We start from the raw sequence: 19,503 nt of genomic DNA, 5'->3' as shown, positions 1-19,503 counted from the left end.
CGGAGGCTATTTATTTGGCGGCCGGTGCAGCAGCAACTTCAGCTGGCTTCACTTCTTTGTCGGCCTTGGCTTTGGCTTTGGCCTTGGTTTTTGCCGATTTCTCGTGCGCCTTCGCTTTCTCTACTTTGGCATCGGCTTTGGCGCTGGCCACTTCTTCGTGGGCGCTGGCAACAGCCTTGGCTTCCTTGGCTTCGGCTTTCACCACTTCCTTGTGCTCCTTGGCGTCGGCCTTGACGGCTTTGGCTTCGGCCTTGGCGGCAGGCACTGGCGTGGCCGGCGCTGCGGCGGGAGCTGGGGTCTGAGCAAATGCTGCGGTAGCGAACAGGCCGGCGATCAGGGTAGCGATTACGTTTTTCATGTTCAGAGTCCTCTATCAAGTTGTGGAGTTGGGCACGTTTGCCGTGTCACTGAGCGAAAAACGCGGCCCGTGCCGATGCAGTTGACGACCCTTACACGTGCTTACAACTTGCTGTATTTGCTTACAGGTGAACTTCCTTGGCACGGGCCTGCCGTTCGAAGCGGTTGTCGAAGTAGGCGCGGCGGCCGCGCAGCATCTGCCACAGGCTCTCAAGCGGATAGGCAGCGAGGAAGGCTGGTCCCCACCGCTCATACTGGCGCACGTGCTCGTGCTCGTGCGGCCGCAGACGCTCCAGCTCCCGCGCAGTGGTGCCGACGACGGCATGGCCAAAGGTGATGGCGGTGAAAGGCAGCGCGCGCAGCCAGGCGGCCCGCCCGTGCGCGGACAACGCCACTTCCACCACGCCGTCGGCGATGCAGGCCCTGGCGCCGAACAGGAAGGCGGGCGCAGCCAGGCAAAGGCCCAGCGCCGTGCAGGGGGAGGCCCAGGCGTAGCGCAGCAGGCGGATGGCGAATCGGGAGGCGGGCATGGCCGCATCTTAGCACCGGCGCCACCGCTCAGGACTATCCGGTCCAAGCAAGCTAAAAACGGCGGCCATCATTATCAATCTGACAGCATTATATGGCGAAAAAATTGTGCACTGCGGCGCCGGCGGCATGCGCTGGGGGCATTGCCCCTTTATAATGGTCGTTTTCGCTTACAACTCAGCCCAACATCATGGAATTAGCCAAGTCTTTCGAGCCCGCCGACATTGAACAGTTCTGGCGCAGCGAGTGGGAGAAGCGCGGTTACTACGCCGCCTCCCTCGACCTGTCCAAGCCTTCCTTCAGCATCCAGCTGCCGCCGCCGAACGTGACCGGCACGCTGCACATGGGCCACGCGTTCAACCAGACCATCATGGACGGCCTGACCCGCTACCATCGCATGCTGGGCCATAACACCGCCTGGATTCCCGGCACCGACCACGCCGGCATCGCCACCCAGATCGTGGTGGAGCGCCAGCTGGACGCGCAGAAGATCTCGCGCCATGACCTGGGCCGTGAAAAGTTCATCGAAAAAGTCTGGGAGTGGAAAGAGAAATCCGGCTCCACCATCACCGGCCAGATGCGCCGCATGGGCACCTCCCCGGACTGGGCGCGCGAATACTTCACCATGGACGAGCCGCGCTCGAAAGTGGTGTCCGAAGTATTCGTGCGCCTGTTCGAGCAGGGCCTGATCTACCGCGGCAAACGCCTGGTGAACTGGGACCCGGTGCTGGGCACCGCCGTGTCGGACCTGGAAGTGGTGTCGGAAGAAGAAGACGGCTCCATGTGGTACATCAAGTACCCGCTGGCCGACGGCACCGGCTTCCTGACCGTGGCCACCACCCGTCCCGAGACCATGCTGGGCGACGTGGCCGTGGCCGTGGACCCGACCGACGAGCGCTACGAAGCGCTGGTGGGCAAGATGCTGAAGCTGCCGCTGACCGGCCGCGAAATCCCCGTCATCGCCGACTCCTACGTGGACAAGGCCTTCGGCACCGGCTGCGTGAAGATCACCCCGGCGCACGACTTCAACGACTACGCCGTGGGCCAGCGCCACAAGCTGGAGATGATCACCATCCTGACGCTGGACGCGAAGATCGCCGACAACGCGCCGGCCGCCTACGTGGGCCTGGACCGCTTCGCCGCGCGCAAGCAGATCGTGGCCGACCTGGACGCGCAAGGCCTGCTGGAGCAGGTCAAGCCGCACAAGCTGATGGTGCCGCGCGGCGACCGCACCGGCGTGGTCATCGAACCGATGTTGACCGACCAGTGGTTCGTGGCCATGAGCAAGCCGGCGCCGGAAGGCACGTTCAACCCGGGCAAATCGATCACCGACGTGGCGCTGGAAAAAGTGGCCAACGGCGAGATCAAGTTTGTGCCCGAAAACTGGAGCACCACCTACAACCAGTGGCTCAACAACATCCAGGACTGGTGCATCTCGCGCCAACTGTGGTGGGGCCACCAGATCCCTGCCTGGTACGATGAGCAGGGCAACATCTTCGTGGCGCGCACCGAAGCCGAAGCGCTGGCCAAGCAGCAGGCCGCCGGCAGCACCGGCGCGCTGCGCCGCGACAACGACGTGCTGGATACCTGGTTCTCGTCCGCGCTGGTGCCCTTCTCCACCCTGGGCTGGCCGGAAGAAACGCCTGACCTGAAGGCCTTCCTGCCATCGTCCGTGCTGGTGACCGGCTTCGACATCATCTTCTTCTGGGTGGCGCGCATGGTCATGATGACCGCGCACTTCACCGGCAAGGTGCCGTTCAACACCGTGTACGTGCACGGCCTGGTGCGCGACTCGCAGGGCCAGAAGATGTCCAAGTCCAAGGGCAACACGCTGGACCCGATCGACCTGATCGACGGCATCGGCATCGACGCGCTGGTGGAAAAACGCACCACCGGCCTGATGAACCCGAAAGCGGCCGAGAAGATCGCCAAGGCCACGCGTAAGGAATTCCCGGAAGGGATCGCCGCCTACGGCACGGACGCGGTGCGCTTCACGATGGCGTCCTACGCCTCGCTGGGCCGCAACATCAACTTCGACCTGGGCCGCTGCGAAGGCTACCGCAACTTCAGCAACAAGCTGTGGAACGCGACGCGCTTTGTCATCATGAACACCGAAGGCAAGGACTGCACGCCGAGCGAAGCGGACCTGTCGCAAGCGGACAAGTGGATCATCTCGCTGCTGCAAAAGGCCGAGGCGGACGTGGCCAAAGGCTTCGAAGACTACCGCTTCGACAACATCGCCAGCACCATCTACAAGTTCGTGTGGGACGAGTACTGCGACTGGTATCTGGAACTGGCCAAGGTGCAGGTACAGAACGGCACCGAAGGCCAGCAGCGTGCCACCCGCCACACGCTGCTGCGCGTGCTGGAAGTGGTGCTGCGCATGGCGCACCCGATCATCCCCTTCGTCACCGAGGAACTGTGGCAGACCGTGGCGCCGCTGGCCGGCAAGGACAGCGCCGGCAAGTCCATCATGACCCAGGAATACCCGCTGCCGAACCTGGCCAGGATCGACGAAGCGGCCGAAGCCTGGATGGGCGAGCTGAAGACGCTGACCGACGCCACCCGCAACCTGCGCGGCGAAATGAAGCTGGCGCCGTCGCTGCGCGTGCCGCTGATCGTGGAAGCGTCCTCGCCGGCGGACAAGGAGCGCCTGGCCGTGTTCGCCCCCTACATCCAGTCGCTGGGCAAGCTGGCCGACGTCACCATCGTCGACGCGCTGCCGGAAACCACGGCGGCCGTGTCCATCGTCGGCACCACCAAGCTGATGCTGAAGGTGGAGATCGACGTCGCGGCCGAGCGCGAGCGCCTGTCGAAGGAAATCGCCCGCATCGACGCGGAGATCGCCAAGGCCAGCACCAAGCTGTCCAGCGAAAGCTTCGTCGCCCGCGCACCGGCGGCCGTAGTTGCCCAGGAAAAAGACCGCCTGGCCAACTTCACCGCCACCATCGAAAAGATGCGCGAACAGCTGGCCAAGCTGCCCGCCTAACCCCTCCGCACTCCCAAAAGCCGGCTTCCCGCCGGCTTTTTTCATACGGGGTCAGGGTTAATATTCCGCTGTGCGAAATATTAACCCTGACCCCATTTCGGACCCCATTTCGAGAAAAATCGAACGACTACTCTATTTTTTGGCGGTACACTCCGGAGACAAACATAATCTTTTGGAGACTACCTTATGCGTAACTGGATCAAAGCCGGCGGCTTGGCCGCTGCCGTCATCATGGCCCCGGCCTTTGCCGATGATGGTTCGCCCGTCGGGCTGTGGAAAAATATCGACGATGTGACCGGCAAGCCGAAAGCGCTGATCCGCATCAGCGAGAACAACGGCGTGCTGCAGGGGAAGATCGAGAAGCTGTTCCGCGCTGCGGACCAGGAGCAGAATCCCAAGTGCGATAAGTGCACCGACGCGCGCAAGGACCAGCCCATCCTCGGCATGGTGTTCATGTCCGGCCTGAAGAAGGACGGCGATGAATACACCGGCGGCGAGATCCTGGACCCGGACAACGGCAAGGTCTACAAGAGCAAGATGGAGCTGGCCGACGGCGGCAAGAAGCTGAAGGTGCGCGGCTACATCGGCGTGCCGATGCTGGGCCGTTCGCAGACCTGGGTGCGCCAGGAATAAGCCCCGGCACCAGGCGGCCGCCCCGCGCGCCAGCCTAGGCTTTGGCCTTGCCGGACAGCCGCAGCGAGTTGGCGTCGCTGCGGAACACCAGCGGCTGCACCGACCCCGCCGCCTGCGCGCGGTGCGCGTGCACCACGATCTCTTTCAGCTCGCCGTGCCGGGGCGACTTGGCGCACACCGGGTCGGCGTTGGCTGCGTCGCCGGTCAGCGCCAGCGCCTGGCAGCGGCAGCCGCCGAAGTCCTTGTGCTTGTCCTCGCAGCTGCGGCACGGCTCCTTCATCCATGCGTCGCCCCTGAATTTATTGAACGCTTCGCTGTGGTGCCAGATGTCGCGCAGGCTGTGCTGCGCCACGTGCGGGAACTCCAGGCCGGGGACGCTGCGCGCCGCGTGGCAGGGCAGCGCGGCGCCGTCCGCCGCCACCGCCATGAACATCGATCCCCAGCCGTTCATGCATGCCTTCGGCTTGCCCTCGAAATAGTCCGGCACCACGAACAGGATACGCAGGCGGCTGCCCACCCGCTCGCGGTAGGCGTTCACCACCGCCTCCGCCCTGTGCAGCTGCTCCTGCGTCGGCATCAGCTGCGCGCGGTTCACCAGGCCCCAGCCGTAGTACTGGGTGTTAGCCAGCTCCAGGTATTCCGCGCCCATGTCCAGCGCCATGTCGATGATGCGGTCCACGTGGTCCAGGTTGTAGCGGTGCAGCACCACGTTGAGCACCATCGGGTAGTCAAAGCGCTTGATCAGGGCGGCCACGCGCGACTTCAGCTCGTAGGTGCGGGTGCTGCTGAGGAAGTCGTTCATCTCGCGCGTGGAGTCCTGGAACGAGAGCTGGATGTGGTCCAGGCCGGCGTCCGACAGGCGCCGCAGACGCTCCTCGGTCAGACCGATGCCGGAGGTGATCAGGTTGGTGTAGTAGCCCAGCCGCCGCCCTTCTGCCACCAGCTCTTCCAGGTCGTCGCGCAACAACGGCTCGCCGCCGGAGAAGCCCAGCTGCGCGGCGCCCAGTGCGCGCCCCTGGCGCAGCACGTCCAGCCATTGCGCGGTGCTCAGCTCATTGCGGTTGGTGGCATAGTCCACCGGGTTGTAGCAGAACGCGCAATGCAGCGGGCAGCGGTAGGTCAGCTCGGCCAGCAACCACAAGGGCGGCGCCACCGGCGCCTCGCCAGCCTGCCGGGTGGCCAGCTCAGACAAGCCAGCCCCGCTGCCGCGCGTCGGCCACGAAGGCCTGCACGTCCGCTGCCAGCCCGCTGGCGTTGAAGGCCTGCTCCAGTTGCGCCACGATGTCGCCCAAGCTGCTGCGGCCGTCGCAGCGCTTGAGGATTTCGGCGGCGCTGCCGTTCAGCTTCACCATGCCTTCCGGGTACAGCAGCACGTGCGCATGCTGCGCTTCTTCCCACTGCAGCCGGAACAGGCGCGACAGCTTCGGTTGGTCGGTCATCGTTTCCATGCTTGCCTCACTTGGTTGACTAGCCGTAGGCGCGGTCAATCGCGTCCATCATCGACCACAGTACATCGAGCTTGAATTGCAATATCTCCAGCGCCCGCTCCTGCTGCTCGCGCGTGACGAAGTGCGACAGCGTGACCTTGAGGCCGTGCTCCACGTCGCGCTCGGCCAGCGAAATGCGGCTGCGGAAGTAGTGCAGGCCGGCCGGGTCTATCCACGGGTAGTTCTTCGGCCAGCTGGCCAGCCTGTCCTTGTGAATCTTCGGCGCGAACATCTCGGTGAGCGAGGAGCACACGCCTTCCTGCCAGGACGACTGGCGCGCGAAGTTGACGTAGGCGTCCACCGCGAAGCGCACGCCGGGCAGCACGTGCTTCAGCGACCACAGTTCGGCGCGCGGGATGCCGACCGCCTCGCCGAGCCGGGACCAGGCTTCGATGCCGCCCTCGTTGTCGCCCCAGCCGTCGTGATCGAGGATGCGCAGCAGCCAACGCCGGCGGGTTTCGCGGTCCGGGCAGTTGGCCAGGATGGCGGCGTCCTTCTGAGGAATGCGGATCTGGTAGTAGAAGCGGTTGGCGACCCAGCCGCGGATCTGCTCCGGCGTCAGCTCGCCCTCCTGCATCCGCACGTTGAAGGGGTGGTGGATGTGATAGTGCTTTTCCTTGGCCAGCAGTTGCGCCTGGAAGGTGGCCGGGTCCCAGCGTGGCGCCATGGTCATAGCAGTATCTCCATGCCGTCATACGCCAGCTCGATGCCGTGCCCGCACAGCGTGGCGTGCTGCGGCGAGTCTTCGTCGAGGATGGGGTTGGTGTTGTTGATGTGGATGAGGATCTTGCGGCTGGCCGGCAGCCCGTCCAGCACCTCCATCATGCCGCCGGCGCCCGATTGCGGCAGGTGGCCCATGGCGGCGGCAGGCTTGCTGGAAAAGCCCAGCGCTATCATTTCGTCCTCGGTCCAGAAGGTGCCGTCCACCAGCAGGCAGTCGGCCTCGCGCATGGCGGCTGCCGTCAGCGGCGCGATGGCGCCCAGGCCCGGCGCGTAGAACAGCTTTTTACCGGTGACCAGATCGTGCGCCAGCAGGCCGATATTGTCGCCCGCCACGGGCTGCTCGCGGTGCGGGGAATACGGCGGCGCCTTGCTGTCGAGCGGCACGGCCGTGAAACGGATGCCGTCCAGCTGCGGCACGGTGAAGCTGCAATGCTCGCCGTCCGCCACGGCCAGCTCGCGCCAGTCCACGCCGCAGTAGTGCGCCAGTACTGTGGCCAACGGGAAGCCGGCTTGCAGGTCCTGCCACACGGGCGCGCTGCAGTACAGCGGTATCGGCCGTCCTTCGCGCAGCATCATCAGGCCGGTGACATGGTCGACCTGCGCGTCCATCAGCAGCACGGCGGCGATGCCGCTGTCGCGCGCGGCGCGGGCCGGCTGCAAGGCCGGCGTGGCGCGGATTTGCGCCAGGATGTCGGGCGAGGCGTTGACCAGGAGCCAGTCGCTGCCGTTGGCGGAAATCGCGATCGACGACTGGGTGCGCGCGCGGCTGCGGATGGCGCCGCGCCGCAGGCCGTCGCAGTTGCGGCAATTGCAGTTCCACTGCGGGTAGCCGCCGCCTGCAGCCGAGCCTAGTACGATGATTTTCATGATGCGTCCGATCGGACGCTGCGGCCGCCGCCTGCAGGGGCAACCGCAGCATGCCTTTAGCGGTTGAACACGTACAGCGTGATTTCGAAACCGAAACGGAAGTCGATGAACTCAGGTTTGCTCCATTGCATAACAGTCTCCTAGTAGATTTGATGGATTGAAGCCCCGCAGCCAGCGCTCCGGGACGTTCACCACTATCTACGCAACTTCCGTGCCGCGGCGTTTTGAGCCGCGCGCCGGGCACGTGCACCGTTATGCATTGAGACGTTTTGAGACAGGTGCTGCAAAATGAAACAACTCAGCCGTGGCCTGCAACAGTAGGCGTCAGGCCGGGCCGGGGGCGCGCAGGCTGGCGGCCTTGACCTTGGCCAGGTGGCGGTCCAGCGTGTTGGCGAAGCTCTGGCGGTCGGCCTGGCTGAACGGCGCCGGGCCGCCGGTGTCGACGCCGCCGCTGCGCAGTTCTTCCATGAAGGCGCGCATGGTCAGCATCTGGGCGATATTGTCGTTGGTGTAGAACTCGCCGCGCGGGTTGAGCGCCAGGCCGCCCTTCTTCAGCACGTCCGACGCCAGCGGGATGTCGGCGGTGACGACCAGGTCGCCGGGCGCCAGCAGGCGCACGATCTCCTGGTCCGCCACGTCCGCCCCGGACGGCACTTGTACCGAGCGGATGAAGCGCGACGGCGGCACCCGCATCAGCTGGTTCGCCACCAGGGTAACGTTCATCTGCGTGCGCTCAGCCACGCGGTACAGGATCTCCTTGATCACGGCGGGACATGCGTCCGCGTCCACCCAAATCTGCATCCACTGCTTTCTTAAAAAGGTATATAGGCCATGCCGTTTTCGATGGCGCCGATGACCTGGGCCATGTTTTCCGCGCTCTCGCTGAAGCCGACCAGCAACTCGGCGCGCGTGGCGCCCTGGTCAAGTTTCGTCATCCAGTGCGCCAGACCGGCCTGCTCAGGATCACGGTGCAACACGTTATGATACAGCTCCGTGACGAATTGCTGGTTCTGCAAACCGGTGCCGTACAGCCGTCCGTATTCGGCGCTGTCCAGGAAACGGCCCGCGACGTCGCGCAGAGTCCACCCCTCATCCAGATGCGAGATCCAGAAACCCAGGCCAGGCAGATCGGGCTGGCGGTCGAACGCGGCCTGGTAGAGCCGGTAGGCCTGGCCGGCATTGCCGTTCACATCCAGCGCGATATTCTGGTCGGTGAACGCCAGCCGCTCCACATTGGCCAGCGTCTGGTTGACGCCCCCCCCGTCCGTGACCAGGTAGCTGCCGACGCCCTTGCGCACCGTGAACTGCGTGCTGGCCGCCGCATACGCGACTTCATCGATGCCCGCGCTGCCGTTGATGGCTGTGGGAGCGGGCAGCGGCCCGCCTTGCGGGTCGCCGTTCCTGACCTCAAACTGGGTGGTGATGCCCATCGCCTGCAGCTGGGCGGCGGTGTACTCCGTCGCGTTGCCGCTTTGATCGGTGACGACCGCGCCCAGCAGGTTGTATATGCCCTGGTCCGTCGCCGCCCCCATCTCGCCGGTGTAGGCGGCTGAGTTCAAGGTGCCGTCGAAGAAGGTATCGCTGCCGCCGACAAAGCCGCCTATGGAGACCTGCGGGCCGGTGAACGTGTCGAGATAGAAATCGTGGTCGAAAATGAGGTCCACGCCCGCCACGCCGCTGCCGCCGGCGTCCTGTGCATGGGCGGTGAAACTGAGTTCCGTGGCGCCGCGGCTCAAGTCGATCACGCTCGGCAGCACCAGGCCGGTCAATACCGGCGCCGTGGTATCGGGCACGCCGCCCGTGACGGTGACTGCCGTGTTGAAGCCCATGGCCTGCAGGTCGCTTTCGAAGTAGTGCTTGACGTTGCCGGCCAGGTCGAACACTTCCACCTCATAGACGCGATACACGCCCGGTGCCGTGGCGGTACTGACCGGGAACACGCGGCTGGCCGAGCCGTCGCTCAAGGAGTCGGCGCTGCCAGGCAGGCCGATGCCGATGGCTTGGGCCGGGCCGAGCGGCGAGAGCACAGCCTGCTGCATCCAGACCTGCGCCCATCCGGGGCCGGAGCCGCCGACCTCGTCGCGCGCATCGACGCGCAGCGCGAGGTTGCGCACGCCCAGGCTGAGGTCCAGCGTGGATGACATGGAAAAGCTGACGAGACGCGGTACGGTAATGTCCATATGGAATGTCCGATCGAACTGAAGAAGTGGCGCTGGCGGCTTTGCGAGAATAGTGCCGCATGGCAATACTCATCAGGCTAACCGCCCGCACTGCAACATTCAATGACGCTCCATTACTACCATTGGTCACTGTCGCAGCCTGTCCACACGGCCAGGCCGCGCGCAGTTGGCGACCTGTTATCGCCTGTTGCAACTTGATTATTTACGTTTCAGTTCAATTTCGAACAGCTTCGGCCATAGCTTTCCGGTTACAAACAGGCGGCGCTTGGCGCTGTCGTAGGCGATGCCGTTGAGAACGTTGTCGCTGCCCGCTTCGATGCCGGCCTTGGCAGCCAGTCCGCTCAAATCGATCCAGCCCAGCACGCGGCCGCTGAAGGGGTCGATGCGGGCGATCTTGTCGGTTTGCCAGATGTTGGCGTAAATCTGCCCTTCCACCCATTCGAGCTCGTTGATCTGCGTGACGGGCTCGCCGTCGGCGGTGACGCGGATGCGGCGCGTCTGCTGCATGGTTTTCGGGTCCAGCACGCGGATGTAGGCCGTGCCGTCGCTCATGTAGAGGCGCTCGCCGTCGGTGGCCAGCGCCCAGCCCTCGCCGGGGTAGCTGAAGGTTTGCTTGAGCTGCAGGGTTTCGCTGTCGAAGATGAAGCCGGTCTGGCTGGTCCACGTCAGGCCGATGATGACGTTGCCCACCGCCGTGATGCCTTCGCCGAAGAACTGCTGCGGAATGTCGGTCTTGAGCAGCACCTTGCCGGTCTCCAGCGCCACCTTGCGCACCGACGACCGGCCGTTCAGGCCGGTACTCTCGTACAGGATGCCGTTCTGGAACAGCAGGCCCTGCGTGAACGCCTGCGGATCGTGCGGATAGCTGCGCTTGATTTCATAGCCGTACACGGGCACGGCGGCCTGAGCGTCAACCATGGGCGCAGCCAGCGCGGCAAACAGCGCCGCGCCGGCTGCCGCCAGGCGTCCTACTGCAATGGTGCTACTCCATCGTTGCATGGTGGTTCCATAATGAATCGATCAGCCATGCAGTATAACGCCTGCCTCAGGTAGCCTGCTTGGTCGGCATCACCACCACTTGCATCAGGTTCACGCGCGGCGGCTGCACGGCCAGGAAGCCCACCACCTCGGCCACGTCTTGCGGCTGCAGGAAATCCATGGTCTGCGCAGCCTGGTCCAGCCAGTCCAGCACGCCCTGGTGGGTGACGTGGCTTTGCAGTTCGGTCGCGACAATGCCCGGCTCGATCATGGATACGCGGATATTCTTTTGGCCCAGTTCGGCGCGCATGTGGCGCGTCAGGTGGCTGACGTAGGCCTTGGTCGCGCTGTAGACGGCGAAGTAGGGATAAATATACTGGCCGGCGATGGAAGACGTGTTGATCAGGTCCACCGTCGCGCCCTGCCCGGCCGCCTGCACCAGCTGCGGCACGAAGGCGTGGATGATGCGCATGACGCCGTCCACGTTGATGTCGATCTGGCGGGTCCATTCCTCCAGCCGGTTTTCCTCGATGGCGCCGGGCAGCATCAGGCCGGCGTTGTTAAAGACCAGGCTGGCCGGCCCCCAGGCTGCCAGCACGGCGGCAGCCGCGGCATCGATGGACGCCTGGTCGGTCACGTCGACCGCCAGCGCCATGGCAGTGCCGCCGGCCTGTTCGATCTCCGCCACCAGGCTGTCCAGCGCAGCCTTGCGGCGCGCCAGCACGGCCACCTTGGCGCCCCTCGCGGCCAGCAGCCTGGCGGTGGACAGGCCGATGCCGCTCGAGGCGCCGGTGATGACGGCCACGCGGCCGGACAGTTGGTTTGCTTGGTTCATGCTGTTCTCCTTGGGGGTGAATGCCGGCGGTGCGGCGACAGGGAGAACTGTAGATTTTTACGAACAACCGAAGTAGTCCATAAAACACGATTTAAAGACAACCAGCAGTTGCTAATTGCCGGCCAGCGCCAGCAACTCGGCGCGCGGCACCGAATAGGTCGTGCTGCCCTGCAGCCGCTCGACGGCAAAGTCGATGAAGCGCCGCACCCGCCCCGGCATGTCGGCGCGCTGCGGGTAGTAGAGGTGCAGGCCCATGCGCTCGCTCACCGTGGACGCCAACAGCGGCACCAGCAGGCCGCTGCGCAGCGCGGCGGCGGCGTTGATGCTGTCGACCTGGCCAATGCCCATGCCGGCCAGCACGGCGTGCATGTCCGCCTCCGGATCGTTGCTGCACACGACAGTGGGCATGTGCTGGAACACGGTGCCGCCGTCCACCTCGAACTCCCAGGGCATGGCGCGCCCGCTGCCGGGCTGGCGGTAAGCCGTGCAGCGGTGCGCCTGCAGCTCGGCGATGCTGCGCGGCGCACCGTGCTGCGCCAGATAGGCAGGCGTGGCGCAGACAATCTGCTGCACGGCGAACAAGGTGCGGCCGATCACTTGCAGGTCGGGCGGATTGCCGGCGCGGAAACCGACATCGATGCGGTCATCGACCATGTCGCTAAAGCCTTCCGACAGCAGCAGTTCGAACTGGATCAGAGGATAGCGCTGCTGGAACTCGGCCAGCAGCGGCATCAGCACCTTGCGGCCGACCGCGCCGGGCGCGGTGATGCGCACCAGGCCCTGGTCGTCCAGGGCGGCGCTGCGCGCCCGGCTGAGCGCACCGACCAGCCCATCCAGGCCGGGCTTGACGGAGGCCAGCAGGCGCAAGCCTTCTTCGGTGAGGGCGCTCTTGCGGGTGGTACGGTGGAACAGGCGCACGCCGAGGTGCTGCTCCAGCTGCCGTATGGTCTTGCTGACCGCTTGCGGCGTAGTGCCCTGCGCTTCGGCTGCGCGGTTGAAACTGCCCAGCTCGGCAGCCCGCACGAAGGTGGCGATGGCGCGCAGTTCGTCCATCAGGCGGCCGGCGGAACGCTTATTGGTCCCACAAATCGCCAGTCGGATTGGTGCGCGGCGGCGTCACGCCGAAGTGCTGGTAGGCGGCCGCGGTGGCGACGCGGCCGCGCGGGGTGCGCTGCAGATAGCCTTGCTGGATCAGGTACGGTTCCAGCACGTCCTCGATGGTGTCGGCCGCTTCGCCGATGGCGGCGGCCAGGTTGCCGATGCCGACCGGCCCGCCGCCGAATTTGTACAGCACCGCTTCGAGCAGCTTGCGGTCCATCACGTCGAAGCCGACCGTGTCCACGTCCAGCATCACCAGCGCGGCGGCGGCCACGTCGCGCGTGATGTCGCCGTTGCCCTTCACTTCGGCGAAGTCGCGCACGCGGCGCAGCAGGCGGTTGGCGATACGCGGCGTGCCCCGCGCGCGGCGCGCGATCTCGGTCGCGCCTTCGACGTCGATGCTCGCCTTGAGCAAGGCCGCGCTGCGGCTGACGATCTTGGTCAGTTCGGGCACCGTGTAGAACTCCAGCCGCGCCACGATGCCGAAGCGGTCGCGCAGCGGGTTGGTCAGCATGCCGGCGCGCGTGGTGGCGCCCACCAGCGTGAACGGCTGCAGGTCCAGCTTGACAGAACGCGCGGCCGGCCCCTCGCCTATCATGATGTCGATCTGGTAGTCTTCCAGCGCCGGGTACAGGATCTCCTCGACCACCGGCGACAGGCGGTGGATCTCGTCGATGAACAGCACGTCGTTCGCTTCCAGGTTGGTCAGGATGGCGGCCAGGTCGCCCGGGCGCTCCAGCACCGGACCGGAGGTCTGGCGCAGGTTCACGCCCATTTCGCGCGCGATGATGTTGGCCAGCGTGGTCTTGCCCAGGCCCGGCGGGCCGAACAGCAACGTGTGGTCCAGCGCCTCCTTGCGGTTGCGCGCGGCGGCGATGAAGATTTCCAGCTGGTCGCGGATCTTGGCCTGCCCGACGTATTCCTCAAGGTGCTTGGGGCGCAGCGCGCGCTCGATTGCCTCCTCGTTCGGCGACGAGGGGGCGGCATCGATGATGCGCTGTTCGGTGAAATTGTCGGTCTGGATGCTCATTACTGGTTAACCCTTGGACAGCGCCTTCAGCGCCTGCTTGATGCCGTCCGACACGCCGGCGCCGGCGGGGACGGTCTTCAGCGCCAGCAGCGCTTCCTTGTCAGAATACCCCAAAGCGATCAGCGCGTTCAGGATGTCCGCTTGCGCGTCGTGCACCGGGTGGGCGTGGCCGGCCCCGATGTCGGCGCCCAGCTTGCCCTTCAGCTCCAGCAGCAGGCGCTCGGCGGTCTTCTTGCCGATGCCGGGCACTTTCACCAGGCGGCCCGATTCCTGCAGCGTGACGGCTTGCGCCAGGTCGGCGATCGACATGCCGGACAAGATCGACAGCGCGGTGCGCGCGCCGACGCCGCTGATTTTAATCAGCTGGCGGAACACGGCGCGCTCCTCGGCGTTGCCGAAGCCGAACAGCAGGTGTGCGTCTTCGCGGATGGCCTGGTGCGTGAACAGCACCACCTTCTCGCCCACGCCGGGCAGGTTGTAGAAGGTGCTCATGGGCACGTCGACCTCATAGCCTACGCCTTGCACGTCAACCAGCAGTTGCGGGGGATTTTTTTCAAGCAGGATGCCGGAGAGACGTCCGATCATGTGTGAACCTTCAGTATGTGGTTAATCGACCAGGCGGCCGCGGCGCATGCGCAGGCCCGCCAGCTGGCCACCCGCTTTGCCGGGCAGTGCGCCGGCCAGCGCAATCATGGCCAGCGCATCGTGGCTGTTGGCGTGGCAGATGGCCACGCCGAGCGCGTCGGCCGCGTCCGAGCCGGGCAGGCCGGGCAGCGCCAGCAGGCGCGCCACCATGTCCTGCACCTGGGCCTTGGCGGCCTTGCCGGTGCCGACCACGGCTTGCTTGAGCTGGGTGGGCGAGTATTCGGCCACCGACAGGCCGTTGCTGACCAGCGCGCAAATGGCCGCGCCGCGCGCCTGGCCCAGCAGCAGGGTCGATTGGGGATTGACGTTGACGAAGACTTTTTCTATGGCCGAGCAGTCCGGCTGGTAGGTGGCGGCCACTTCGCTCACGCCATCCAGGATGACTTTGAGCCGGGTCGGCAGGTCGCCCTCGCCGGACTTGATGGTGCCGGACGCGATATAGCGCAGCTTCGCGCCCTGCTTGTGGATGACGCCGAAGCCGGTGGTGCGCAAGCCAGGGTCGATGCCGAGAATAATCATGCTGGGATTGTACATCAACAACATGGCTGGCAAGCAGCAAAAGCTGTATATACGCACAGTGCAATAAAAAACCGGGGCCGGACAGGTTTCACCGTCCGGCCCCGGTTCGGCAGCGCTTAGCGCGGATTAATGGCGGAAGTGGCGGGTGCCGGTGTACAGCATCACCACGCCGCGCTCGTCGGCGGCGTCGATCACTTCCTGGTCGCGCATGGAGCCGCCCGGCTGGATAACGCAGGTGGCGCCGGCATCGACCACCACGTCCAGGCCGTCGCGGAACGGGAAGAAGGCGTCCGAGGCCACGACCGAACCGGTCAGCGTCAGGCCGGCGTTCTGCGCCTTGATGGAGGCGATGCGCGCGGAGTCGATGCGGCTCATCTGGCCGGCGCCCACGCCCAGGGTCATATTATTGCCGCAGAAGACGATGGCGTTGGACTTGACGTACTTGGCCACGCGCCAGGCGAACATCAGGTCCTGCAGCTGCTGCTGGGTAGGCTGCAGCTTGGTCACCACTTTCAGGTCCGCCAGCAGCACGTTCTTCGCGTCGGCCGACTGCACCAGCAGGCCGCCGCCCACGCGCTTGAAGTCCATGGCGTTGACGCCGTTGCCCAGCGGGATTTCCAGCAGGCGCACGTTCTGCTTGGCCGACAGGATCTGCTTGGCTTCAGCGGTGAAGGACGGCGCGATCAGCACTTCCACGAACAGCTTGGCCAGTTCGGTGGCGGCGGTGCCGTCCACTTCCACGTTGAAGGCGATGATGCCGCCGAAGGCCGAGGTCGGGTCGGTCTGCAGCGCGCGCTTGTAGGCGTCGGCCGCGTTGGCGCCCAGCGCCACGCCGCACGGATTGGCGTGCTTGACAATGACGCAGGCTGCCGACTGGTCGAAGCCGCCCATCGATTTCACGCATTCCCACGCGGCGTCCGCGTCGGCGATGTTGTTGTACGACAGTTCCTTGCCCTGCAGCTGGCGGTAGTTGGCCAGCGCGCCGGCCACCGGTGCCAGGTCGCGGTAGAAGGCGGCCGACTGGTGCGGGTTTTCGCCGTAGCGCATGTCCTGCACTTTTTCAAAATGCGCGTTCAGGGTTTGCGGATAGGCCGCGCGGGTGGCGTGCTGGCGGTCCGGACCCAGGCTGGACAGGTAGTTGGCGATGGCGCCGTCGTACTGCGCGGTGTGCGCGTAGACCTTCTTGGCCAGCATGAAACGGGTTTCGTAGCTGACGTAGCCGGGCGCGTTGTCCGTGGTCTTCATCTCGGCCAGCACTACGCCATAGTCGGACGGGTCGCAGATCACCACCACGTCCTTGTGGTTCTTGGCCGACGAACGCAGCATGGCCGGGCCGCCGATGTCGATGTTTTCAATCGCGTCGTCCAGCGAGCAGTCATCCTTGGCCACCGTGGCCTGGAACGGGTACAGGTTCACCACCACCATGTCGATGGTCGGGATGCCGTGCTCTTCCAGCTTGGCCATGTGCTCCGGGAAGTCGCGGCGCGCAAGGATGCCGCCGTGCACTTTCGGGTGCAGCGTCTTCACGCGGCCGTCCAGCATTTCCGGGAAGCCGGTGTAGTCGGCCACTTCGGTCACGGCCACGCCGTTGTCGGCGAGCAGCTTGGCGGTGCCGCCGGTGGACAGGATGTTGACGCCCATGGCGGACAGGGCACGGGCGAAGTCCAGGACGCCGGTCTTGTCGGAAACGGAGATGAGAGCTTGTTTAATCATGGCTGTGGCTAGGTTGTTGAATGTTCTGTGGGACAAAGGTCAACTTACCGGCCGCATGGGCCGGTCACAGCCATGCAAGCCGGGACGTCAGCGGACCGTTACAGCAGGCCGTGCTCCTGCAATTTCTTTCGCAGGGTATTGCGGTTGATGCCCAGCATCTGCGCGGCATGCGACTGGTTGCCGTCGGCGCGGGTCATGACCACTTCGAGGATCGGACGTTCCACGGTCAGCACGACCATGTCATAGATGTTCGACGCCTGCTGCTCGCCCAAATCGTTGAAGTAATCTTCCAGCGATTTCTGGACGACTTCCTGAATGCTTTCTTTGCTCATTTTTATATATTTCTGCTAATTGATCTGCCACGCTGGCGCCGTTCAGGCGGCCAGCTTTTCTTCGGCGAGGCGGTATTGTAACCGCTCGCCATACTTCCATTGGGATTCGAAAAATTCTTTAACCGACTGCAACTGTTCCTGCGTGGACTCCAGGCGGTTCATGCGCTGGCGGAATTCCTCGCCGCCTTCCAGGTCGCGCACATACCAGCCGATGTGCTTGCGCGCCGTCAGCATGCCCTTGCGCTCGCCGTAGAAGGCGTAGTGCGCCTGCAGGTGCTCGTCCATCAGCTGCGCCACTTCGGCCACCAGCGGCGCCGGCAGATGGGTGCCGGTGCGCAGGTAATGGTCGATCTCGCGGAAGATCCACGGGCGGCCTTGGGCGGCGCGGCCCACCATGACGGCGTCGGCGCCTGTTTTGTCCAGAACAAATCGGGCCTTCTCGGGCGACGTGATATCGCCGTTGGCCACCACCGGGATGGCGACCGAGGCCTTGACGGCGGCGATAGTGTCGTATTCGGCGTCGCCGGTATAGCCGTCGGCGCGGGTACGGCCGTGCAGCGTCAGCATCCGGATGCCGGCCTGCTCGGCAATGCGCGCGATGCGCAGCGCATTCTTGTTTTCGCGGTCCCAGCCGGTGCGGAATTTCAGCGTGACAGGCACGTCCACCGCGCCCACCACCGCGTGCAGGATGCGCTGCACCAGGTCCTCGTGCGGCAGCAAGGCCGAGCCGCACCAGTTGTTGCACACTTTCTTGACCGGGCAGCCCATGTTGATGTCGATAATCTGGGCGCCCTTATCCACATTGAATTTGGCGCAATCGGCCAGTTCCTGCGGGTCCGAGCCCGCGATCTGCACCGCTTTCGGCTCCATCTCGCCGGCATGGTCGAGGCGGCGCGCGCTCTTCTCGGAGGCCCACACGCGCGGGTTCGACGCCGCCATCTCCGACACCGCGTACCCCGCGCCCAGCTCCTTGCACAGCTGGCGGTACGGCCTATCCGTCACGCCCGCCATAGGGGCGACGAAGACATTGTTGCGAAGAATGTGAGGACCGATTTGCACTGGGTAAGCCTGAAAGTGGAGCGGGGAAACCGTTTATTCTAACCGATGACATGCTCAAATAATAAGCACTATTTATTCTGATTCCCGCACTTGTGCAGCTTAGCAGTTATGAAACTGCGTTTCCTTGTGGAATTTATACGCACGGGCGTGCCAGGCAGCCTGAGCCGCATTCGGGGTCTGACCCCGAATGCGGCTCAGCTTGCTAATGAGACTAAGTCAGACGATGTCGTCCAGGACGAGTTGTTCGAGGTGGGCGGTTTCGCCCCAGCTGTGCAGCGCCAGTTTGCCGTTGGCGACAGTGAAACGGTTGATGCTGGCGTTCTTGACCTGGAAGTCGCGCGGGCTGTCCAGGCCCATGCCGGTGGCGGCCCGGTAGGCGCACTCCAGCACGCCGCCGTGGGCGACGATGGCGATACTGCGCCCGGCGTGGCGCTCGGCCGAAGCGGCGATGCCGCCCATGCAGCGGTCGTAGAACTGCCGGAAACTCTCGGCCACGCGCTCGCCGGCCGGCGGCACGGCGTCGATGTCGCGCGCCTGCCAGGCGGCGAACTCGGCCGGATAGGTGCGCTCGATGTCGGCGTACAGCATGCCCTCGAATACGCCGTAGCAACGCTCGCGCAGCTGCACGTCCTGGTGCACCGTGCGCCCGGGGCCGGCCACCGCCTGCGCGGTCTGCAGCGCGCGCTGCAGGTCGCTGGAGATGATGGCGTGCAGCGGCTCGGCCGCCAGCGCGCGCGCCAGCGCGTCGGCCTGGCGCTGGCCTTCCGGGTTCAAGGGGATGTCGATGTGGCCTTGCAGGCGGCGCACGGCGTTCCACGCCGTCTCGCCGTGGCGTATCAATAAAATGCTGGTAGTCATGTAACCCTGGTTTAGCGCGCCTGCGAATTCAGGCGGTAGGTGCCGATGATTTGTGCTTCGTCCAATATGTGGCCGCGCATGGCTTCGCATGCCTGTGCGCAGGTGAAGCGGCCTTCGAGCGGCAGGCGTGGCACGTCCAGCGCGTACAGCCGGAATACATAGTGGTGCACCCGCAGGTCGTTCCACGGCGGGCAGGGGCCATCATAACCGAAATAGTCGCCCGCCATGGCGGGGTCGGCGGCGAACCAGCTGGTGTAGTCGTTCACGCCCTGGCGCAGCTGGTGCGTCGCGCCGTTCTGGGCGGTCAGTATCGCGTCCGGCCCGGATTTGCCCTTGGGCACGACGCCGTCGGCCAGCTGGCCGGCTGCGATGGCGGACAGCACGGGCGGAATGTCGGCCAGCGCCCAGTGGTAGAAGTCGGCGCGCTCGTCGGAGGCATCCAGCGTCTTGCCTTCCTGGTTGACCTTGGCGCCGTCGGCGGGCGCGTCGCCGTCTATGCACAGCAGCAGCAGCGACTCGGTGCCGTTGGGCACGTCGTCCCAGGCCAGGTGCGGATTGCGGTTGCCGGCCAGCTTGACGCGGTTGTGCGGGTCCGGCTCGGCAAATGCGAACTCGGCAGGGATCACACCGCCGTTTTTGAAAGAATCGCTCCAGAGTTTCAACGCCACCTCC

The 19,503-nt window shown here is 65.1% G+C and carries 22 protein-coding genes; 2 read left to right on the top strand and 20 right to left on the bottom strand.

Annotated elements, in window-relative coordinates:
• Positions 1-10 precede the first annotated feature (10 nt).
• Together ACFJI2_RS00665 and ACFJI2_RS00660 are read right to left on the bottom strand one after the other, a co-directional pair.
• The gene (locus ACFJI2_RS00665; RefSeq protein WP_377703311.1) at positions 11-358 is read right to left on the bottom strand and encodes a hypothetical protein; all 348 of its coding nucleotides are present in this window, start codon (positions 356-358) and stop codon (positions 11-13) included.
• A 121-nt stretch (positions 359-479) separates the two neighbouring features.
• Positions 480-887 carry a signal peptide prediction gene (locus tag ACFJI2_RS00660; protein WP_377703310.1) on the bottom strand — a complete coding sequence of 136 codons (408 nt, stop codon included), beginning with the start codon at positions 885-887 and terminating at the stop codon, positions 480-482.
• Positions 888-1,075: 188 nt separating this feature from the next.
• Between ACFJI2_RS00660 and ACFJI2_RS00655 the strand changes: the two genes are divergently transcribed.
• Together ACFJI2_RS00655 and ACFJI2_RS00650 are read left to right on the top strand one after the other, a co-directional pair.
• Positions 1,076-3,874, top strand: a complete 2,799-nt coding sequence (locus tag ACFJI2_RS00655; protein ID WP_377703309.1) for a valine--tRNA ligase — start codon at positions 1,076-1,078, stop codon at positions 3,872-3,874.
• Between the two features lie 186 nt (positions 3,875-4,060).
• Complete coding sequence (locus ACFJI2_RS00650; protein ID WP_377703308.1) at positions 4,061-4,507, top strand: DUF2147 domain-containing protein; 447 nt, start codon at positions 4,061-4,063, stop codon at positions 4,505-4,507.
• 34 nt (positions 4,508-4,541) lie between these two features.
• Here the strand turns inward: ACFJI2_RS00650 and pqqE are convergent, their stop codons facing one another.
• The 18 genes from pqqE to ACFJI2_RS00560 form a co-directional block, all read right to left on the bottom strand.
• A complete protein-coding gene (gene pqqE / locus ACFJI2_RS00645) occupies positions 4,542-5,699 on the bottom strand; it encodes a pyrroloquinoline quinone biosynthesis protein PqqE (protein WP_377703307.1) in 1,158 nt (385 codons plus the stop codon).
• Positions 5,692-5,955 (bottom strand): pyrroloquinoline quinone biosynthesis peptide chaperone PqqD, encoded by a 264-nt coding sequence (gene pqqD, locus ACFJI2_RS00640; protein WP_377703306.1) that lies wholly within the window; start codon positions 5,953-5,955, stop codon positions 5,692-5,694. Before pqqD ends, pqqE begins: the two co-directional genes overlap by 8 nt.
• Positions 5,956-5,974: 19 nt before the next feature.
• Positions 5,975-6,667: a pyrroloquinoline-quinone synthase PqqC gene (pqqC, locus tag ACFJI2_RS00635; protein WP_377703305.1), complete on the bottom strand. Its 693-nt coding sequence runs from the start codon at positions 6,665-6,667 to the stop codon at positions 5,975-5,977.
• A complete protein-coding gene (gene pqqB, locus ACFJI2_RS00630) occupies positions 6,664-7,584 on the bottom strand; it encodes a pyrroloquinoline quinone biosynthesis protein PqqB (protein WP_377703304.1) in 921 nt (306 codons plus the stop codon). The genes pqqC and pqqB overlap by 4 nt, the downstream gene beginning before the upstream one ends.
• 56 nt (positions 7,585-7,640) lie before the next feature.
• Complete coding sequence (pqqA, locus tag ACFJI2_RS00625) at positions 7,641-7,715, bottom strand: pyrroloquinoline quinone precursor peptide PqqA (RefSeq protein ID WP_093552962.1); 75 nt, start codon at positions 7,713-7,715, stop codon at positions 7,641-7,643.
• Positions 7,716-7,908: 193 nt separating this feature from the next.
• On the bottom strand, positions 7,909-8,385 hold the full coding sequence (locus tag ACFJI2_RS00620) for a YaiI/YqxD family protein (RefSeq protein ID WP_377703303.1): 477 nt from the start codon (positions 8,383-8,385) through the stop codon (positions 7,909-7,911).
• Positions 8,386-8,396: 11 nt separating this feature from the next.
• Complete coding sequence (locus tag ACFJI2_RS00615; protein ID WP_377703302.1) at positions 8,397-9,764, bottom strand: DUF4214 domain-containing protein; 1,368 nt, start codon at positions 9,762-9,764, stop codon at positions 8,397-8,399.
• A gap of 198 nt (positions 9,765-9,962) precedes the next feature.
• Positions 9,963-10,763, bottom strand: a complete 801-nt coding sequence (locus ACFJI2_RS00610; RefSeq protein ID WP_107877739.1) for a glutaminyl-peptide cyclotransferase — start codon at positions 10,761-10,763, stop codon at positions 9,963-9,965.
• Positions 10,764-10,809: 46 nt separating this feature from the next.
• Positions 10,810-11,577: an SDR family oxidoreductase gene (locus ACFJI2_RS00605; protein ID WP_377703301.1), complete on the bottom strand. Its 768-nt coding sequence runs from the start codon at positions 11,575-11,577 to the stop codon at positions 10,810-10,812.
• A gap of 111 nt (positions 11,578-11,688) precedes the next feature.
• Positions 11,689-12,630 (bottom strand): LysR family transcriptional regulator, encoded by a 942-nt coding sequence (locus tag ACFJI2_RS00600; protein ID WP_377703300.1) that lies wholly within the window; start codon positions 12,628-12,630, stop codon positions 11,689-11,691.
• A 19-nt stretch (positions 12,631-12,649) separates the two neighbouring features.
• On the bottom strand, positions 12,650-13,705 hold the full coding sequence (gene ruvB / locus ACFJI2_RS00595) for a Holliday junction branch migration DNA helicase RuvB (RefSeq protein WP_377703299.1): 1,056 nt from the start codon (positions 13,703-13,705) through the stop codon (positions 12,650-12,652).
• Positions 13,706-13,711: 6 nt separating this feature from the next.
• Complete coding sequence (gene ruvA / locus ACFJI2_RS00590; RefSeq protein WP_056398405.1) at positions 13,712-14,290, bottom strand: Holliday junction branch migration protein RuvA; 579 nt, start codon at positions 14,288-14,290, stop codon at positions 13,712-13,714.
• A gap of 21 nt (positions 14,291-14,311) precedes the next feature.
• Complete coding sequence (gene ruvC, locus ACFJI2_RS00585; protein WP_377703298.1) at positions 14,312-14,869, bottom strand: crossover junction endodeoxyribonuclease RuvC; 558 nt, start codon at positions 14,867-14,869, stop codon at positions 14,312-14,314.
• Between the two features lie 126 nt (positions 14,870-14,995).
• On the bottom strand, positions 14,996-16,582 hold the full coding sequence (gene purH / locus ACFJI2_RS00580; protein WP_377703297.1) for a bifunctional phosphoribosylaminoimidazolecarboxamide formyltransferase/IMP cyclohydrolase: 1,587 nt from the start codon (positions 16,580-16,582) through the stop codon (positions 14,996-14,998).
• Between the two features lie 98 nt (positions 16,583-16,680).
• Positions 16,681-16,914, bottom strand: a complete 234-nt coding sequence (locus ACFJI2_RS00575) for a helix-turn-helix domain-containing protein (protein ID WP_056398400.1) — start codon at positions 16,912-16,914, stop codon at positions 16,681-16,683.
• Positions 16,915-16,956: 42 nt separating this feature from the next.
• A complete protein-coding gene (dusB, locus tag ACFJI2_RS00570) occupies positions 16,957-17,973 on the bottom strand; it encodes a tRNA dihydrouridine synthase DusB (RefSeq protein WP_377703296.1) in 1,017 nt (338 codons plus the stop codon).
• 216 nt (positions 17,974-18,189) lie between these two features.
• Positions 18,190-18,831, bottom strand: a complete 642-nt coding sequence (locus ACFJI2_RS00565; RefSeq protein ID WP_377703295.1) for a histidine phosphatase family protein — start codon at positions 18,829-18,831, stop codon at positions 18,190-18,192.
• An 11-nt stretch (positions 18,832-18,842) separates the two neighbouring features.
• Positions 18,843-19,493, bottom strand: a complete 651-nt coding sequence (locus ACFJI2_RS00560; RefSeq protein ID WP_377703294.1) for a YbhB/YbcL family Raf kinase inhibitor-like protein — start codon at positions 19,491-19,493, stop codon at positions 18,843-18,845.
• Positions 19,494-19,503: the final 10 nt, after the last annotated feature.

Source organism: Pseudoduganella sp. UC29_71, assembly GCF_042693265.1.
Classification (GTDB): Bacteria; Pseudomonadota; Gammaproteobacteria; order Burkholderiales; family Burkholderiaceae_D; genus Rugamonas.
The sequence above is the reverse complement of the archived record's forward strand: the minus strand, read 5'-3'. Positions and strand labels throughout refer to the sequence as shown.

Bases quoted from the DNA above. Each gene is read 5' to 3' on its own strand.
- ACFJI2_RS00665 (WP_377703311.1), bottom strand. From the start codon at position 358: ATGAAAAACGTAATCGCTACCCTGATCGCCGGCCTGTTCGCTACCGCA.
- ACFJI2_RS00660 (WP_377703310.1), bottom strand. From the start codon at position 887: ATGCCCGCCTCCCGATTCGCCATCCGCCTGCTGCGCTACGCCTGGGCC.
- ACFJI2_RS00655 (WP_377703309.1), top strand. From the start codon at position 1,076: ATGGAATTAGCCAAGTCTTTCGAGCCCGCCGACATTGAACAGTTCTGG.
- ACFJI2_RS00650 (WP_377703308.1), top strand. From the start codon at position 4,061: ATGCGTAACTGGATCAAAGCCGGCGGCTTGGCCGCTGCCGTCATCATG.
- pqqD (WP_377703306.1), bottom strand. From the start codon at position 5,955: ATGGAAACGATGACCGACCAACCGAAGCTGTCGCGCCTGTTCCGGCTG.
- pqqC (WP_377703305.1), bottom strand. From the start codon at position 6,667: ATGACCATGGCGCCACGCTGGGACCCGGCCACCTTCCAGGCGCAACTG.
- pqqB (WP_377703304.1), bottom strand. From the start codon at position 7,584: ATGAAAATCATCGTACTAGGCTCGGCTGCAGGCGGCGGCTACCCGCAG.
- ACFJI2_RS00620 (WP_377703303.1), bottom strand. From the start codon at position 8,385: ATGCAGATTTGGGTGGACGCGGACGCATGTCCCGCCGTGATCAAGGAG.
- ACFJI2_RS00615 (WP_377703302.1), bottom strand. From the start codon at position 9,764: ATGGACATTACCGTACCGCGTCTCGTCAGCTTTTCCATGTCATCCACG.
- ACFJI2_RS00610 (WP_107877739.1), bottom strand. From the start codon at position 10,763: ATGCAACGATGGAGTAGCACCATTGCAGTAGGACGCCTGGCGGCAGCC.
- ACFJI2_RS00605 (WP_377703301.1), bottom strand. From the start codon at position 11,577: ATGAACCAAGCAAACCAACTGTCCGGCCGCGTGGCCGTCATCACCGGC.
- ACFJI2_RS00600 (WP_377703300.1), bottom strand. From the start codon at position 12,630: ATGGACGAACTGCGCGCCATCGCCACCTTCGTGCGGGCTGCCGAGCTG.
- ruvB (WP_377703299.1), bottom strand. From the start codon at position 13,705: ATGAGCATCCAGACCGACAATTTCACCGAACAGCGCATCATCGATGCC.
- ruvA (WP_056398405.1), bottom strand. From the start codon at position 14,290: ATGATCGGACGTCTCTCCGGCATCCTGCTTGAAAAAAATCCCCCGCAA.
- ruvC (WP_377703298.1), bottom strand. From the start codon at position 14,869: ATGATTATTCTCGGCATCGACCCTGGCTTGCGCACCACCGGCTTCGGC.
- purH (WP_377703297.1), bottom strand. From the start codon at position 16,582: ATGATTAAACAAGCTCTCATCTCCGTTTCCGACAAGACCGGCGTCCTG.
- ACFJI2_RS00575 (WP_056398400.1), bottom strand. From the start codon at position 16,914: ATGAGCAAAGAAAGCATTCAGGAAGTCGTCCAGAAATCGCTGGAAGAT.
- ACFJI2_RS00565 (WP_377703295.1), bottom strand. From the start codon at position 18,831: ATGACTACCAGCATTTTATTGATACGCCACGGCGAGACGGCGTGGAAC.